Below are 17401 nucleotides of genomic sequence, written 5' to 3' on the forward strand. Positions count from 1 at the left end.
CATGACTTATGTGGTCATAGCCCGCTACCGCACCGAGGCCGGCGAGGAGAACACCGTCCTTCCCCTGCTCGACACGATGGCCGCCGCCTCCCGCGAGGAGCCGGGCAATCTCGCCTACCGGGTCCACCAGGGCATCGAGGACCCGCAGGCGATCGTGCTGTACGAGGAGTACGCCTCCGAGGCCGACTTCACCGCGCACTGTGCAACCCCGCACTTCCAGGAGATCGTGCTCGACAAGGTCGTCCCGCTGCTGGAGAGCCGCGACGTGCTGCGCTGCACTCCGCGTGCACAGGTGCAGTCGTGAAAACCCGTGCCGTGGTCCTGCGCGGGGTATCGACGGCCCGCCCCTACTCCGGGACCCGCCCGGTCGAGGTGGAGGAACTGGAGCTGGGCGCCCCGCGCGAGGGTGAGGTGCTGGTCCGTATCGCGGCCGCCTCGCTCTGCCACTCGGACCTCTCGGTGGTCAACGGCGACCGGGTCCGCCCGTTGCCGATGGCGCTCGGCCACGAGGCGGTGGGCGTCGTCCAGGAGACCGGACCGGGTGTCGGCCGGGTCTCCCCCGGTGACCATGTGGCCCTCGTCTTCGTGCCGAGCTGCGGCTTCTGCGCCGACTGCGCGGCGGGCCGCCCGGCCCTGTGCGCGCAGGCAGCGGTGGCGAACGGCTCGGGCGCGCTGCTGCACGGCCCGTCGCTGCTGACCGACGCCTCCGGCAACCCGGTCCACCACCAGTTGGGTGTCTCCGCGTTCTCCGAACACGCGGTGCGGGCCCAGGAGTCGGTGGTGCCGATCCCCAAGGACATCCCGTTCACCGTCGCGTCGATGTTCGGCTGCGCGGTCCTGACGGGCGCCGGTGCCGTCATCAACACGGCGGCGCTGCGCCCCGGCCAGTCGACGGTCGTCTATGGATTGGGCGGCGTGGGCCTCTCCGCGGTCCTGGGCGCCCGCGCGGCAGGGGCGTATCCGATCATCGCGGTCGACCCGGTTCAGGAGAAGCGCGACCTGGCCGTCCGGCTGGGTGCGACCCATGCGTACGCCCCCGGCGAAGCGATCGAGGCGGTCCGCGAACTCACCTCGGGTGGCGCCGAGTTGGCAGTGGAGGCGGTGGGAAGTCCCAAGGTCATGGCCGAGTGCCTGACGGTCGTGGCCCGGGGCGGCAGGGTCGTCTCGGTGGGCCTTCCCGCCCCCGACCGGGTGCTGGAGGTCCCGGCCCTGGCGTTCGCGGGCGAGGGCAAGTCCCTGCTGGGCTCGTACATGGGCGACGCGGTCCCGCGCCGTGACATTCCGAGGTTCCTGGACCTGTGGCGGGCGGGCCTGATGCCGGTGGAGCAGATGCACACGGGCACGCTTCCGCTGGCCGATATCAACGCGGCGATGGAGGAACTGGCTTCGGGCCGGGCGATCCGCCAGGTCATCGACACGTCGGGGATGCTGAACGCCTAACGCGTCGCCCGGAATCCGTTGACGGCGCCCCTGCGGGCTGCAGGGGCGCCGTCAGTATCCGCCTGCGGTATCCGGGGACATGCGACATGTCATTCGGGCCGCTTGTTCGCGTCATTCGCACCGGTGGGCGCGTGCCGTACGGCGACCTTGCGACGGTTGATGCGCCACCCCCTCTCACCACGCACGATCACGTCCTCGTACGTCACACTTCCGCTCGTACCGTCCGCCTTGATTCCGATCCCCTTGGACCGGGCGCGCACCTGATCGTCGCCGACCTCGGTGAGGACGACGTTGGTGACGTGATGACTGACGAGGCCGCGTTGCCCCATCGCCCTGGCCGCGTCCCGGAAGGCCTCCAGCCCGTGCATCGATCCGTGGCCCAGGGCGGAGGCGTCGTAGACGACGTCGGCGGTGAACAGCTCGTCCAGTCGGTCGAGTTCACCGTCATCGACCAGGTGCCATTGCAGGGCGATCAGTTCATTGATGGCCAGGCGGTCCTCGGCTCCGAGTGTCATGCGCCGGTCCTTTCGTGAGATCTCGCGACGGTTCGGCAGTTATACGGGGAGATCTCCCGTACGGCCCGGCAATGCAGCGGTCCTGCCACCGTGGGCTCGGGGAGTTCATCCCGGTGGAGCAGCCGCCGGGCGTTCGTAGCGCAGGAGCACGACCCCGTTGCCGAAGGTGCGGGTCTCGGCCAGTCGACGATGTGTCCGGGTATCCGAGGCCGGGAACAGGGGCTTGCCTCGTCCGATGAGGACCGGATGGACGTAGATGCGGTACTCGTCGATCAGGTCGTGCCGCATGAAGGACGCGGCGAGATCGGCACCGCCGAGCGCCAGATCTCCGCCGGGCCGCGCTTTGAGAGCCGTGATCTCGTCGACATCGACCTCCCTCATGATGGTGGTGTTCCAGTCGGCCCGCTCCAGGGTCCGGGAGAACACGGTCTTGGGCATGTCCCGCCAGATGGCCGCAAACTCCGCCATGGGTCCGGTACTTGACGGGTCGGAATCGGCGGTCGGCCAGAAATCGGCCATGAGTTGATATGTCACACGGCCGTCCAGGAAGCCGCCCATGGTCCTGAGCTGCTCGTTGAAGTGAATGTGCAGTTCGTCGTCGACCAGGTGCCAGTCGATCTCACGGTCCGGTCCCTCGATAAAGCCGTCGAGGGACATCGACATCATCAGGATGATCTTTCTCATCGCAGTCCTCTCTTGCCGGAGCCGTCACGCCATACGAGTGTTTGACCTCCTCCCCCCAATGGATGTGGGGGATTCTCTCCCTGGCGTCCGTGTGTGCGGTGCGCCTTGGGGCGGGTTCCTGGTTCCTCCCCACCAATGGGTGGGGGTTGTGCGCGCTGCCGGGACGGGTCCTGGTCTTACGTGCACTCCGCAGGCGTTTACCTTGTCCGTTGCCGGGCGAGGGCCCCCGGTCCGGGGGTGGGTGGTACAGCCTGTTGTGCGGCGCGGATGCGCCGTCCTTCGTGCTTGATGTTCTGGCCCGCGTTGTGGTCCCGGTCGTGCCGGGTGCCGCACGCGTTACAGGTCCATGCCCGGATGTGCAACGGTTTGGGCCCGTCGCGGTGACCGCAGGCGGAACACACCTGCGAGGACGGGAAGGCGCGATCCACCTTGGTCAGAGTGCGCCCGTACCGGGTCGCTTTGTAGTCCAGCATGGTCACGAAGGAGGACCAACCCGCGTCGTACACGGACTTCGCCAGGCGGGTGCGGGCGAGTCCTTTCACGTTCAGGCTCTCCATGCTGACAGCTTGGTTCTCGCGCATCAGCTTCGTGGACAGCTTGTGGTGAAAGTCCCTGCGCGCATCGGCCACCCTCGCATGAGCACGGGCCACCTTGATCCGCTGCCTGTTCCGGTTCCTCGACCCCTTCGCCTTACGAGACAGCCCTTCTGCACCGTGCCGAGGAGGTCATCGGCTTCCTCCCGCGGCTGAGGCGGACCGCCGGGGAAATCCTGGCGGCCAATACCGACATCATCGGATGAGGCGGCGGAAACCGGGTCAGTAGTAGCCCGTCTCGCCGTCCAGGATCTCCCTGATGGCGTCCAGATGGCCCGCGTGCCGGGCAGTCTCCTCGATCATATGGAACATGATCCAGCGCACGCTCGCGGCCGAGGCGTCGAAGTCCGGGTGTCGGCCCACGTCGTCGAGCGACTTCGATGCAACGATCTCGTTCGACACCGCGATCTGCCGGTCGTAGTTGTCGAGGAGCTCTGCGAGCGGGACGCCTTCGACCATCATGTCGGCGGCCTCGGGCCCGTCGAACATGGGCCCCACGGCCGGGCGGCCCAGCAGAACGACCTCGTACCAGAGGTGCTCGGCCCATCGAAGGTGTGACATGACACCCGCCACCGTCATATGGGGCGAGGACGGCAGGACGGACCGATGGGCGTCGGCCTCGGAAAGCCCTTCGCATTTCCAGCGGGCGACCGCCCGCTGCATGTCGAGCCAGCCGACGAGCTGAGTCCGCTCGTCCGCGTCGTAGGGAGGGCGATTACGGGAAGGGGAAAGTGACATGGGCGCCGAGGCTACTCGATGCGCTGTCACATCTCACAGCAATTTTCGCCCGCTGCGACCCTGAAGCGACCCTCCACAACACGCTTCTTGTCCTGATAAGTTGGCCGGCGTGTTCCTCTCCCGTGCGTAGGACCCCGTACTGACCGCACCCCGTCCCACCGGGTGCGGCACTTCGGTGTCCCCGCATGCCCGCAGCGCCGCATGCCACGCTGCCCTCACGAGGAACGTCCTCATGCTCTCGCCTTCGCCCGCGCCCTCGCGCGCCCCTTCGTATGCCACCGTCCTGCGTACTCCTCACGCCTCCCGCACCTTCGGTGCCGCTCTGTTGGGGCGGCTCTCGTACGGGATGGTCTCCCTCTCCCTGATGCTGGCGGTGAAGGAAGCCACCGGCTCGTACTCCGTCGCGGGCGCCGTCATGGCTCTGTTCGGGGCGACCAGTGTCCTCCTCTCCCCCGCCCGTGCCGCACTGATCGACCGGTACGGGCCGCGGCGGGCACTGCCACCGATGGCCGGTGTCTACGCCGCGCTGCTCGCCGCCTTGGCCTACGTCACCTGGCGGCCGGGTGCTTCCTCTCTCCTGCTGGGGGTGCTTGCCGTGACGGCAGGCGCCTGCACCCCGCCGCTGGGACCGGTGATGCGGACCCTGTGGAGCAGTCTCGTTCCCGACCGTGAGCTGTTGCAGCGCGCGTACAGCCTGGACGGTGTCGCCGAGGAACTGCTGTTCGTCATCGGGCCGTTGCTCGTAGGTCTGGTCATGAGGTTCACCGTCCCCGCGGCAGGTGTCGCGATCAGTGCCGGGCTCGTGCTGGTGGGCGCGGCGGCACTGGTGTCCTCACCCGCGGTGCGCGGTATCGGCGCGCCACCGTCGACGGAGAAGGCCGCTGCGTCACAGCACACGCCCCGCAGGCAGCGGCTGCTCGGCATCGCCGGATTGCGGCACGCCGCGATCGTGGCAGCCGCCGTGGGGCTGTGTCTGGGGGCGCTGGATCTGCTGGTGGTGGCGTTCACCGAGCAGCACCACCGGGGCGCGGCGGTGGCATGGGTGCTCGCGGCCCTCTCCGCCGGAAGCGCGATCGGTGGGCTCGCCTACGGTGCCGTCTCATGGCGTGCGTCGAACCGGGTGCGGCTGCCGGTGCCGGCTGCCGGTCTCGGTGTGGCGATGGTCGCGGCCGGGATGTCGCCCAATGTGTACGTGCTGGTCGCGGTGGTCACGGCCGCCGGGGTTTTCGTCGCCCCGGCCTTGACCACCGCGTATCTCGTCGCGGATGAGTCCGTGGGCGCGGACAGCCGCACACAGGCGGGTGCATGGGTCAACACCGCGGTCAATGCCGGGTCCTCGGCGGGCACCGCGGCAGTGGGTCTGCTGGTGGACCGTCTGCCGCCGGCCGTCTGCTTCGCGGTCGCGGCGGTACCTGCGCTGCTGTGTGCGGCTGCGGTGGCTCGCGGCGCGATCAGCCGTTCCTGACCGTGATGGAACCGTTGGCGGTGGCCAGATCGATCTTGTGGTCGCCGGCCGGGTCATTGGCGATGCCGATGTCCTTGTGGCCGTGGTGAGTGCTGGCGGCGACCACGTACCGGCCCGTCGGCGCAGTGACGACGATGGCCCCGTTGGATGTCCTGGCCCGGACATCCTGCGGGTTCACCGGGGTCAGCTCGATCCGGCCGTTGGAGGTCTTGGCCCGGACGGGACCAGCGAGTCCACGCCCCTCGATCCGGCCGTTGGAGGTGTGCACATCGGCCGGGCCGGTCACTCCGTCCAGCTCGATCCGTCCGGAGTGTGTGGTCACGTTCACCGGCCCCACTCGGGCCAGGACCACGGATCCGGACGAGGTCCGGCCGGAGACCGGGAGGCCCTCGGGCACCTCGACGGTGTAGGACACCGAGCACTGGCTGCCGCAGCCGCTCAGCACCAGGACGCCGTTCTCGACCCGGTGCGATGCGCCTTCGGGCTTGTCCCCCCGATAGCGGACCGAGCGGTGCAGGGACACGTCGGCGGTTTTCGCCACGCCCCGCAGATTCACCCGGCCGGAGCCGAGATCCAGTCGGACGGAGGTGATCTTCTGCGAGACATGGGCGTCGTCCTCGAAGGTGTTCCAGTCGATGAGACCGCATGCGCCGAGCCCGATCAGACCGCTTCCCGCCATCGTTGCCGCCATGAACGCCCTGAGCCGGTGACGCATGAATCTCCCCCTGGTTCCCGATCAGCCTGGTCTCCGGCCCGCTCGGGGCCGGTGCTCAGCGCAGGCTATCCAGGCGTGTCCGGGGGCGACCATGGGGCAGGCCCCCGGCTCGGGCGGGGGAAACCCCTCCGTTCCACGACATGGTGATGGGTCGTCACTTTCATTTCCGGAAGCCGCGCCAGTCGACAGAAGAGGCGGCCGTACACCCCGCTCAAGGGTGTACGGCCGCCTCACGTGCAAACCTCAGCAGGTCACTTCAGGCCGAATGCCCGGATGATCTCCTGATCGATGCCGAGCCCGTCCCCGGCCTCGGAGTGCGCCTTGATCGAGACGAAGCCACCGGCCTTCTTGGGCGTCTTGAACCGGGCGGTCCAGTTGCCCTCGGAGGTCTTGCGCAGCTCCACCGCGTCCCAGGTCTTGCCGTCGTCGTAGCTGACCGACAACGACGCCTTCTTCGCCTTCACCGCACCGTCCAGCCACTCCTGCGTACCGGAGGTGAGACCGATCTCGGTCCACTGGCCGGCCTTGACGTCACCGGCGAGGTCGGTGTGGACCTTGTAGTCCAGCTGCAGCAGCGGAAGGTCGGCCCGGTACGGGCCGTTCTCGTCCATGGCGCCCGAGACGAAGTTCCACTCGGTGTGCGTGCGGGTGGAGGTCTTCCACAGGTCGCCGTCACGGGTGGAGTCGAGCACGAAGCGGTAGGGCAGCTTCTCCGGCGACAGGTCTCCGAAGTAGCCGGCCCTGCCCGCGACCTTCTTGATCAGGGTGTCGCCCTGGTAGATCGCGGTGGTGGTGGTGTCGTACTCGTCCTCAGGCATGGAGCCCGAGTGGCCCGCGCCCGAGTCCGTCCACGCGGTCAGGTTGAACTGCATGTCGTTGTAAACGGTACGGAACGGACCCCAGTAGCCGGTGCCCAGACGCGGGCGGGAGATCGGCGCGAACCACTCGGCGGAGTAGGTGCGGCCCGCCGTGTAGTCCAGGTCGCCGCTGCGCATCTCGTGCGCGAATCCCGTCTCGGCGGAGTTGAAGACCGAGTGGTTCTCGTACCAGAAGGAGGCGCCCGGAAGCGGGTTGACCCACTCCTCGCGGGTGCCGGGGAACTTCTCGTACTCCTCGAAGCCGAGACCCGGGCCGTAGTCCGGGATGTCGTAGCGGAAGCCCGCGCCGAGCACGTCCTTGTGACCGTAGAAGGTGTTCTCCACCTTCGCCAGCTGACCGGTCGACGGAGCGAAGGCCAGCGAGCGGTCCGGGACGACGCCGTCGTGGCGGTCGACCAGGTCGTACACGTAGCGGGCGTAACGGTGCTGATCGATCGTCAACTTGGCACCGCGCTGGACGGACTTGATCAGGTCCTCGCCCGCCAGGCGCTGGACCGAGGCGACCGGGATGGCGCCCTTGGTCCCGTAGGGGGTATAGCTCTCCATCAGGACGCCGTCGCCGTCGTTGACGACGAACAGTGCCCCGGCGCCCGCGGCCACCGCGTTGGCGAGCCGGTCGGCGGGAGCGACCGCGTCGCTGCTGCGGATGACGACGGCCTTGCCCTTGACGTTCAGACCCTTGTAGTCGGCCACGGCGCCGTTGCCCGCGAAGACGCCGGCCAGCTTCTTCTCGCCGTTCTCGGCGATGGCCGCACCGCCCTGCGGGTGGACCGGCACATCGCGGCCCTCGGCCGACACGTCCAGCTGCTTCTCGCCCTGCCGCCAGCGGGTCAGGAAGGAGAAGCTGCCCTGCGTGACCTTCTTGGTGGGGCTGGCCCACAGCTGGTCGTAGGTCAACGGGATCTGGTACGCGTCGCGCTGGACCGTGCCGTCCGGTGCGGTACGTGCCATGTCATAGCGCAGCTGTCGGGTCTCGGTCTCCTTCGGCGTGCGCACACTGACCTTGCGGGCCTTGGACGCGTCCAGGGTGACCGTGGTCGCCTTGTCGAGGATCGTCTCGGGAGCCGCGAGGAAGGCCACGGCCTTCGAGTCGGCGCGGTCACCGGCGATGTCGACGGAACTCCAGGCGGTGTAGTTGCCCGGCGGCAGCCGCAGCGTGGTCTCGCCCGACACCTGAACGAGGCCCAGGTTCGGGTCGCCGAGCTCGCCGATGACGACCAGGCCGTCCATCGGCTTGCCGTCGCGGTCACGGAGCCTGAGCGTCAGGTCGTACAGCTCCCGCTCCTTGTTCAGGGCGAAGCCGGTGTGCGCGACGACGGTGCCCGCCGCGTCCTTGGCGATGACCTGACCGGAGAACTGGGTTCCGCTGGCGACCTTCGACGGATCCAGCGAGAGCACGGCCTCGGCGGTGGAACCGGCCGGGACGGTCAGCTGCTTCGTCGACAGGGTGTAGGCGTCGGCGTCCGTGTCGGTGGCCAGGTCGAGGGTGACGTCCTTCGTACCGGTGTTGCGGTACGTGATGGTCCGCTGGGCGACCGGGTCGGACGCGGAGTGCGGCCAGTCGTAGGAGGCGACCGCGACGGAGCCGGTGGCCTCGACGGTGGTGTCGACGGCCGCCTTCACATCGAGCCGGCCGGTGCCCTGCTCGTACGGGGTGTACGCGTCGAGCTTCTTCGACGAGCTCATCAGCGCGTCCTTGATCCGCTGGCCGGACCAGTCGGGGTGACGCTGCTTCAGGATGGCGGCGGCGCCCGCGACATGCGGGGTCGCCATCGACGTACCGGACATCGACCGGTACATCCCGCTGACGCCCGGGACCGCCTGCGAGGCGGCCGCGTTGATGTTCACACCCGGTGCGGACAGGTCGGGCTTCAGGCCGTAGGACCTGACGAGCGGGCCCATCGAGGAGAAGTCCGCGCGGTTGTCCTGCTTGTCGACGGCGGCGACGGTGAGTGCCTTCTCCGCCGAGCCGGGCGAGCCGATGGTGCCCGCGCCGTACGCGTTGCCCGCGGCGATCACGAACAGCGGCCCGCCGTCGGCGGAGAGCGCGTCGACGGCCTGGGACATCGGGTCGGAGCCGTCGTCCGGGATGCTGGAACCGAGGCTCATGGAGACGACGTCGGCGCCTTCTGCCTTCGCCCACTCCATGGCTTCGATGATCCCGGAGTCCGCGCCGGAACCCTCGTTGCTGAGCACCTTGCCGATGATCAGGTCGGCGCCCGGGGCGACGCCCTTGTTGACGCCCTCCGAGGCGGCGCCGGAGCCCGCGATCGTGGAGGCGACGTGCGTGCCGTGGCCGTGCTTGTCGAGGACCTCCTCGCCCGGCACGAAGCTCTTGGTTTCGAGAATGCGGTCCTTGACGTCCGGGTGGGTCGCGTCGATTCCGGTGTCCAGGACTGCGACCTTGGAGCCCTTGCCGTCGTAGCCTTCGGCCCACGCCTGCGGGGCGTTGACCTGCGGCACGGAGTCCTTGAGGGCGGCCTCCACCCGGCCGTCGAGCCAGAGTTTGGCGATGCCGTTGTCCAGCGAACGGGCCGTGGCGGTACGGGCGATGTCGTTCCAGAAGGCCCGGGTGGTGTCCTTCTCGGCCTTCAGTGCGGCGCCGTGGATGCTCTCCAGAGTGCGGGTCTTCTTCGCGCCACGAGGGGCGGCGGGCAGTGAACGGCCCTGGCTCGCCGTGTAGGTGGCGATCAGCGGAATGCCGCCCGACTTCTTGTCGTCGTACCCCATCTTGGCCAGAGCCGAGACGTTGAACAGCCGACGGTCCAACTTGCCTGCTGCGAGAAGGGAGTTGGCCTCGTCGGGCAGGACGTACAGATCGTCACCGGCCTGCTGGACATGCACGCCGCCGACCGCTCCATCGGGGCGGTCCACGGTGACGGTGTCCTGCTTGCCGACGCCGTCCGAATAGTGCACGACATCGCCCGTGAGCAGGGTGATGTCGTACTCCTTGACGGGGGCGGCGGCCTGGCGGTCGACGGGCCCGGACTTACCTGCGGCGGCGGAAGCGGAGCCCGCTGCGGGCAACAGTGCGCCACTCACCAGGGCGACCGAAGTCGCTATGAGCAGAGCCCTGCGTCCCGCACGAGCGGATCTCGCCCGGCCGGAAGCGGAGGAGGGTGTGAATGTCATGCAGCAGATCTAAAGGCAAAAACGAAGCTACGGTTGAGTTCACACCTGGCGTGAAGCCGCCGTGGCGGCAACCCGCCCACGGACAATCATGGTTCACGGGACGGTTCAGGCCACGGATGTGATCAATCCCGTCGACGGCCGGCCGCCCTCGTGGTGGATCGGGGTGTGTGCGCCCTTGAGTGGTACGCCGCTGCCGCCGCGCCGGTCGGCCACGATTTCGGCGGCGATCGACAGCGCGGTCTCCTCAGGGGTACGGGCACCGAGGTCGAGGCCGATCGGCGAGTGCAGCCTGGCCAGTTCCAGCTCCGTGACGCCGACGTCACGCAGCCGGTCGTTGCGCTCCAGATGGGTACGGCGCGAGCCCATCGCTCCGACGTACGCCACCGGCAGCCTCAACGCCAGTTCCAGCAGCGGAACATCGAACTTGGCGTCGTGGGTGAGCACGCACAGGACGGTGCGCGCGTCGACGTCGGTCGTCGCGAGATAACGGTGCGGCCAGTCGACGACCAGCTCGTCGGCCTGCGGGAAGCGGGCCGTCGTGGCGAAGACGGGGCGAGCGTCGCACAATGTGACGTGGTACCCCAGGAACTTTCCCGCGCGGACCAGAGCCGAGGCGAAGTCGATGGCCCCGAAGACGATCATCCGGGGCGGCGGGACGCTCGATTCGACGAGCAGGGTGAGCAGTTGCCCGCAGCGCGAGCCCTCGGCGCCGATGGTGACGGAGCCGGTGCGACCCGCGTCCAGCATCGCGCGGGCGTCAGCCGCAGCGGTGCGGTCCAGCTCCGGATGTCCGCCTAGCCCGCCCTCGTACGAGCCGTCGGGGTGGACGAGCAGGGGGCGGCCGAGGAGTTCCGCGGGCCCGTCGGTGATCCTGGCGACCGCCGCCGCCCGACCTCGTGCGGCGGCGGCGAGCGCGGCGGCGAACACGGCCCGTGCGGGGTCGTCCGCACGGACCGGTGTCACCAGGATGTCGACGACGCCGCCGCAGGTCAGTCCGACCGCGAAAGCGTCCTCGTCGCTGTAGCCGAACTGTTCGCGCACGGTGATGCCGTCGTCCAGCGCCTGACCGCACAGTTCGTACACCGCGCCCTCCACACACCCGCCGGAGACCGATCCGATCGCCGTTCCGTCGCGGTCGACGGCGAGGGCGGCTCCCGGCTGCCGGGGCGCGCTGCCGCCGACCGCCACAACAGTGGCCACGGCGAAGTCGCGTCCCTGCTCGACCCACCGGTTGAGCTCTTCGGCGATGTCCAGCATGGCGTTTCTCCTTCTACGAGTGTGCGGAGGGGCAAAGGAGCCTTCTGCGGGCCGGTCCTACTTGGCGCCGATCCAGCTCTCGATCGGGCTGAGCGCGAAGTACACGACGAACACACCTGTCAGCACCCACATGAAGGCACCGACTTCACGGAACTTGCCCTGCGCGGCCTTGATCGCGGCGAAGGAGATCACTCCGGCGCCGACTCCGGCGGTGATGGAGTACGTGAACGGCATCAGGGCCACGGTCAGGAAGACCGGCACCGCGACGGAGCGGTCGCTCCAGTCGACATGGCGGGCGTTCTGCATCATCATCGCGCCGATGACGACCAGTGCGGCGGCGGCGATCGGGCCCGGCACGATCTGGGCGAGCGGGGTGAAGAACAGCCCAGCGACGAAGAGCACACCGGTGACGACGGAGGACAGACCCGTACGGGCCCCCTCGCCGACGCCGGTCGCCGACTCGATGAAGACGGTCTGGCCGGAAGCTCCGGAGACACCGCCGATCGCCCCGCCCGCGCCGTCGATGAACAGCGCCTTGGACAGGCCCGGCATCCGGCCCTTGCTGTCGGCGAGCCCGGCCTCCGTACCGACGCCGATGATGGTCGCCATCGCGTCGAAGAAGCCGGCCAGCACCAGAGTGAAGACGATCATGCCGACGGTCATGACGCCGATGTCGCCCCAGCCGCCGAACTCGACATGTCCGAAGAGCCCGAAGTCCGGCATCGAGACGGCGCTGCCCTGTAGTTCGGGTGCGCTGCCGCCCCATGCCTCGGGGCTGATGTCACCGACCGCGTTGACGACGACGGCGAGGATCGTGCCGACCACGATCCCGATCAGGATCGCGCCGGGCACATTACGGGCCTGGAGCATGAAGATGAGCAGCAGGGTGACGCAGAAGAGCAGTACGGGCCAGCCGGAGAGCTGCCCGCCGACGCCGAGCGTGACCGGGGCGCCCTTGCCCACGAAGCCGGCGTTGACCAGGCCGATCAGCGCGATGAACATGCCGATGCCGATGGTGATGCCGTGCTTCAGGGCCAGGGGTATCGCGTTCATGATGATCTCGCGCAACCCGGTGACGACCAGCAGCACGATCACCGCGCCGTACATCACACACATGCCCATGGCCTGCGGCCAGGTCATATGGGGTGCCACCTGGGTGGCGAGCACGCCGGAGACGGAGAGCCCCGCGGCGAGAGCGAGCGGCACCTTGCCGATGAAGCCCATCAGCAGGGTGGAGACGGCTGCGGCGAGCGCGGTCGCCGTGATCAGCCCGGCGTGGCTGAGGCGGTGGCCCGCCGCATCCGGGCCGGACAGCAGGAGCGGGTTGAGCAGAAGGATGTAACACATCGCCATGAAGGTGGTGATGCCGCCGCGCACTTCGCGTGCGACGGTGGAGCCACGGTCGGAGATGTGGAAGTACCGGTCGAGCCAGGATCTTCCGGCGGGGACGCGCGAGCCCGGGCCCGCATCCTCCGCACTGGTCCTGGGCTCCACTGACTGCTGGGTCATGATGCCTGACTCCCAAGGTTCACAGGGGCACCCGCGATGAAGAATCGATATGCGGGATTTGGGATGACTGCGCTGGCGGCACGACCCGGGGGACGGCCCGAGACGAACTGTTCATGCAGAGTGGAATGTGACGTGTTGCATGCGGCGTCACCCGCACTGCGGTACTGCGGTACTGCGGTACTGCGGTACCGCTACTACGGGTACTGCGTAGTACTGCTTGTTCGGTGCACGGTGGAATCAATGGCCGTGAGCGGTACGGCACTTGGTCACTCCGGGCGGTGCGGGCGGCGGAAGTGTGACGTGCCTGGGAGGCACGCACCGCCCGGAGAGTTCAGGAGGAAACAGTGACTCAGGTGCCGGTGATGTGCTCGGGGCGTACCGGCGTCCTGTTGAGCTCCAGGCCCGTCGCGTTCCGGATCGCCGCGAGAACGGCCGGGGTCGACGAGAGGGTAGGGGCCTCACCGATGCCACGGAGCCCGTACGGGGCGTGGTCGTCGGCGAGTTCGAGGACATCGACCGGGATCGTCGGGGTGTCCAGGATGGTGGGGATCAGATAGTCCGTGAAGGACGGGTTGCGCACCTTCGCGGTCTTCGGGTCGACGATGATCTCCTCCATGACGGCGACGCCCAGGCCCTGGGTGGTGCCGCCCTGGATCTGTCCTTCGACGGACAGCGGATTGAGGGCCTTGCCGACGTCCTGGGCGCAGGCCAGTTCGATGACCTTGACCAGGCCGAGTTCGGTGTCGACCTCCACGACCGCGCGGTGGGCGGCGAAGGAGTACTGGACATGGCCATTGCCCTGACCGGTACGGAGGTCGAACGCCTCGGTGGGCCGGTGACGCCACTCCAGCTCGATGTCGACCGCCTCGTCCTCCAGTACGTCGACCAGATCGGCCAGCACCTCGCCGCCGTCGGTGACGACCTTGCCGCCCTCCAGGAGCAGTTCGGCGGTGGCCCAGGCGGGGTGGTACGTACCGAACTTGCGGCGGCCCATCTCCAGGACCTTCTCGCGGACGGCCTCGCAGGAGTGCTTCACTGCACCGCCGGTGACATACGTCTGCCGGGAGGCGGAGGTGGAGCCGGCCGAGCCGACCTGGGTGTCGGCCGGGTGGATGGTGACCTGGGCGACACCGAGTTCGGTGCGGGCGATCTGGGCGTGGACGGTGACCCCGCCCTGCCCGACCTCGGCCATCGCGGTGTGCACGGTCGCGACAGGTTCGCCGCCGATGACCTCCATGCGCACCCGGGCGGTGGAGTAGTCGTCGAAGCCCTCGGAGAAGCCGACGTTCTTGAGGCCGACCGCGTAGCCGATGCCGCGCACGACGCCTTCGCCGTGGGTGGTGTTGGACAGTCCGCCGGGCAGGGCCCGTACATCGGCCTGCTCGCCGGCCACCTCCCACTGGCGCTCGGGCGGCAGCGGCCTGGCCTTGACCCGGCGCAGCAGCTCGGCGACCGGGGCGGGCGAGTCGACGACCTGTCCGGTCGGCAGGAGGGAGCCATGCTCCATGGCGTTGAGCTGTCTGAACTCGACCGGGTCCATGGAGAGTTCGGCGGCGATCTTGTCCATCTGGGCCTCGTAGGCGAAGCATGCCTGGACCGCGCCGAAGCCGCGCATGGCGCCGCACGGCGGATTGTTGGTGTAGAGCGCGATGGCCTCGATGTCGACGTCGTCGATCACGTACGGACCGACGCTGAGCGAGGAGGCGTTGCCGACGACGGCCGGAGAAGCGGAGGCATAAGCTCCGCCGTCCAGTACGATGCGGCATTTCATATGGGTCAGCTTGCCGTCGCGGGTGGCACCGTGCTCGTACCAGAGCTTGGCGGGGTGGCGGTGCACGTGTCCGAAGAAGGACTCGAACCGGTTGTAGACGATCTTGACCGGCTTGCCGGTGCGCAGGGCGAGCAGGCAGGCGTGGATCTGCATCGACAGGTCCTCGCGGCCGCCGAAGGCGCCGCCGACGCCGGAGAGCGTCATGCGGACCTTGTCCTCGGGCAGGCCGAGTACGGGGGCGATCTGGCGCAGGTCGGAGTGCAGCCACTGGGTGGCGACGTACAGGTCGACGCCGCCGTCCTCGGCAGGCACGGCCAGACCGGACTCGGGGCCGAGGAAGGCCTGGTCCTGCATGCCGAAGACGTACTCCCCGCTCACGATGACATCGGCGCGGGCCGCCGCCGCGTCCGCGTCGCCGCGGACGATGGGCTGGCGGTGGACGATGTTCGGGTGCGGGACGTGCCCCGCGTGGTGGTCGTCGCGTCCCTCGTGGACGAGGATCGCGTCGGGGGCGGTGGCGGACGCCTCGTCGGTGATGACGGGCAGCTCGCGGTAGTCGATCTTGATCTTCGCGGCGGCGCGGCGGGCCGTCTCCGGGTGGTCGGCGGCGACGAGCGCCACCGGTTCGCCGTGGTGACGGACCTTGCCGTGGGCGAGGACCGGGGTGTCCTGGATCTCGAGCCCGTAGTTCTTCACCGAGGTCGGCAGGTCGTCGTAGGTGAGTACGGCGTAGACGCCGGACGTGGCGAGCGCTTCCGAGGTGTCGATGGAGACGATCTCGGCGTGCGCGACCGTGGAACGCAACGTGTGGCCCCAGAGCATGTCCTCGTGCCACATGTCGGAGGAGTACGCGAACTCGCCGGTGACCTTCAGGATGCCGTCGGGGCGCAGCGTGGACTCACCGATGCCGCCCTTGGTGCGGGTGCCCTGGTTGATGCTGGTGGGGTTGCCGGTAACGCCCATCGTCAGACCGTTTCTTCCGCGCGGGCGGCCGCGAGACGGACCGCGTCGAGGATCTTCTCGTAGCCGGTGCAGCGGCAGAGGTTGCCGGAGAGCGCCTCGCGGATGTCCGCGTCGGACGGCTCCGGGTTGCGCTCCAGCAGCTCGTCGGCGGCGACCAGCAGACCGGGGGTGCAGAAGCCGCACTGGACGGCGCCCGCGTCGATGAACGCCTGCTGGATCGGGGAGAGTTCACCGGTGTCCCGGGTATCCTCACCGGCCGGCTCGGCCTCCCACTGCCGGGCCTTGTCGAGTGCGGTGCCACAGGCGCCGGAGGCACAGCCGCTGCCGGGGTGTGCCTGGGAGCGGTGGGCGGCGAAGTCGGCGAGACCTTCTACGGTGACGACCTCGCGGCCCTCCACCTGGCCCGCGGCGACCAGACAGGAGCAGACCGGGACACCGTCCAGACGGACCGTGCAGGAACCGCACTCGCCCTGCTCGCAGGCGTTCTTCGAGCCGGGCAGGCCCATCCGCTCACGCAGCACGTAGAGGAGGGACTCGCCCTCCCAGACGTCGTCCGCCTCGTGCCTGCGGCCGTTGACCGTGAAATTGACGCGCATGATCAGGCAGCTCCTTCGGTGCTGCGGCCGTTGCCGCGGTACGACTCCCAGGTCCAGCCGAGGGTGCGGCGGGCCATGATCCCGACCGCGTGCCTGCGATAGCTCGCGGTGCCGCGCACATCGTCGATCGGGTTGCAGGCACCGGCGGCGAGCGTGGCGAACTGCGCGGCGATGGACGGCGTGATGACCGTGCGGCTGTCCCAGAACCCGCCCTCCTCGAGCGCGGCGTTCAGGAATTCCTCGGCCTCTTTCGCCCGGACGGGTGTGGGGGCGGCCGAGCCGATGCCGGTGCGGACCGTGCGGGTCTCGGGGTGCAGGGCCAGACCGAAGGCGCAGACCGCGATGACCATCGCGTTGCGGGTGCCGACCTTGGAGTACTGCTGGGGCCCGTCGGCCTTCTTGATGTGCACGGCCCGGATCAGCTCGTCCGGGGCGAGGGCATTGCGCTTGACGCCGGTGTAGAAGGCGTCGATCGGGATCATCCTGGTCCCGCGTACGGATTCGGCCTCGACTTCGGCGCCCGCGGCGAGCAGCGCCGGGTGGGCGTCTCCGGCGGGCGACGCGGTGCCCAGGTTGCCGCCGACGCCGCCGCGGTTGCGGATCTGCGGCGAGGCGACGGTGTGCGAGGCGAGTGCCAGTCCGGGCAGCTCGGCGCGCAGATGCTCCATGATGTGGCTGTAGGGGACACAGGCACCGAGCCGTACGTTCTCCTGGCCCACCTCCCATTCGGACAGTTCTCCGATGCGGTTCAGGTCCAGGAGGTACTCGGGCCGCCGGTGGTCGAAGTTGATCTCGACCATCACATCGGTGCCCCCCGCAATGGGCACAGCCGTCGGATGCTCGGCCTTGGCGGCGAGCGCCTCATCCCAGCTGGCGGGGCGAAGGAAGTCCATGAGTGGCTCTCTTCTTCTCAATCGGGTCGTTCGCTGGGGCCAGGGCCTGTCGTCGGTCTGCCGTCGTCGTCCGCAGGACGGCCGGACGGCGTCTGGTGCGTCCGATCGCCAGGCGCCGGAGGGTCCTCGTAGCGGAGCTACTAAGGCTCTTCGGCAACGCCGCGAGCGTGCGTGCCAGACGTCGGGCGACAGACGGCAGACCGACGACAGGCCCTGGGGACGGCCGGCCCTCGACTGGTCGTTCATGTGTTG

At 68.9% G+C, this 17401-nt stretch carries 13 protein-coding genes and 1 pseudogene; 3 read left to right on the forward strand and 11 right to left on the reverse strand.

The window, feature by feature from the left end:
• Position 1 precedes the first annotated feature (1 nt).
• Entirely contained in the window at positions 2-304 is a 303-nt protein-coding gene (locus tag OG609_RS07670) for a putative quinol monooxygenase (protein WP_327272101.1), read from the forward strand.
• On the forward strand, positions 301-1440 hold the full coding sequence (locus OG609_RS07675; protein ID WP_327272102.1) for a zinc-binding dehydrogenase: 1140 nt from the start codon (positions 301-303) through the stop codon (positions 1438-1440). Before OG609_RS07670 ends, OG609_RS07675 begins: the two co-directional genes overlap by 4 nt.
• 89 nt (positions 1441-1529) lie before the next feature.
• Here OG609_RS07675 and OG609_RS07680 read toward each other — a convergent pair whose 3' ends face one another.
• The 4 genes and pseudogenes from OG609_RS07680 to OG609_RS07695 all read right to left on the reverse strand — a co-directional run bounded on the left by OG609_RS07680 (position 1530) and on the right by OG609_RS07695 (position 3970).
• On the reverse strand, positions 1530-1955 hold the full coding sequence (locus OG609_RS07680) for a nuclear transport factor 2 family protein (protein WP_327272103.1): 426 nt from the start codon (positions 1953-1955) through the stop codon (positions 1530-1532).
• Between the two features lie 105 nt (positions 1956-2060).
• Entirely contained in the window at positions 2061-2639 is a 579-nt protein-coding gene (locus tag OG609_RS07685; protein ID WP_327272104.1) for a dihydrofolate reductase family protein, read from the reverse strand.
• A gap of 24 nt (positions 2640-2663) precedes the next feature.
• Positions 2664-3340, reverse strand: a pseudogene (locus OG609_RS07690) (RNA-guided endonuclease TnpB family protein); the annotation flags it as partial.
• Between the two features lie 114 nt (positions 3341-3454).
• Positions 3455-3970, reverse strand: coding sequence for a DinB family protein (locus OG609_RS07695; protein WP_327272105.1), 516 nt, complete (start codon positions 3968-3970; stop codon positions 3455-3457).
• Between the two features lie 232 nt (positions 3971-4202).
• On the opposite strand from OG609_RS07695, the gene OG609_RS07700 reads away from it, so the two are divergent.
• The gene (locus tag OG609_RS07700) at positions 4203-5435 is read left to right on the forward strand and encodes an MFS transporter (protein ID WP_327272106.1); all 1233 of its coding nucleotides are present in this window, start codon (positions 4203-4205) and stop codon (positions 5433-5435) included.
• Here OG609_RS07700 and OG609_RS07705 read toward each other — a convergent pair.
• The 7 genes from OG609_RS07705 to OG609_RS07735 all read right to left on the reverse strand — a co-directional run bounded on the left by OG609_RS07705 (position 5422) and on the right by OG609_RS07735 (position 17149).
• The gene (locus OG609_RS07705; protein ID WP_327272107.1) at positions 5422-6150 is read right to left on the reverse strand and encodes a DUF4097 family beta strand repeat-containing protein; all 729 of its coding nucleotides are present in this window, start codon (positions 6148-6150) and stop codon (positions 5422-5424) included. The two genes, OG609_RS07700 and OG609_RS07705, sit on opposite strands and share 14 nt — an antisense overlap.
• 251 nt (positions 6151-6401) lie before the next feature.
• Positions 6402-10160 (reverse strand): S8 family serine peptidase, encoded by a 3759-nt coding sequence (locus OG609_RS07710; RefSeq protein ID WP_327272108.1) that lies wholly within the window; start codon positions 10158-10160, stop codon positions 6402-6404.
• 105 nt (positions 10161-10265) lie between these two features.
• A complete protein-coding gene (locus OG609_RS07715; protein ID WP_327272109.1) occupies positions 10266-11417 on the reverse strand; it encodes an XdhC family protein in 1152 nt (383 codons plus the stop codon).
• Between the two features lie 57 nt (positions 11418-11474).
• A complete protein-coding gene (locus tag OG609_RS07720) occupies positions 11475-12926 on the reverse strand; it encodes an NCS2 family permease (RefSeq protein ID WP_327272110.1) in 1452 nt (483 codons plus the stop codon).
• 349 nt (positions 12927-13275) lie between these two features.
• The gene (locus OG609_RS07725) at positions 13276-15660 is read right to left on the reverse strand and encodes a xanthine dehydrogenase family protein molybdopterin-binding subunit (RefSeq protein WP_327272111.1); all 2385 of its coding nucleotides are present in this window, start codon (positions 15658-15660) and stop codon (positions 13276-13278) included.
• 2 nt (positions 15661-15662) lie between these two features.
• Positions 15663-16256: a (2Fe-2S)-binding protein gene (locus OG609_RS07730; protein WP_327272112.1), complete on the reverse strand. Its 594-nt coding sequence runs from the start codon at positions 16254-16256 to the stop codon at positions 15663-15665.
• A gap of 2 nt (positions 16257-16258) precedes the next feature.
• Positions 16259-17149: an FAD binding domain-containing protein gene (locus OG609_RS07735; RefSeq protein WP_327272113.1), complete on the reverse strand. Its 891-nt coding sequence runs from the start codon at positions 17147-17149 to the stop codon at positions 16259-16261.
• Between the last annotated feature and the right edge of the window lie 252 nt (positions 17150-17401).

Origin of the sequence: Streptomyces sp. NBC_01224, assembly GCF_036002945.1 — a bacterium.
Lineage (GTDB): Bacteria > Actinomycetota > Actinomycetes > Streptomycetales > Streptomycetaceae > Streptomyces.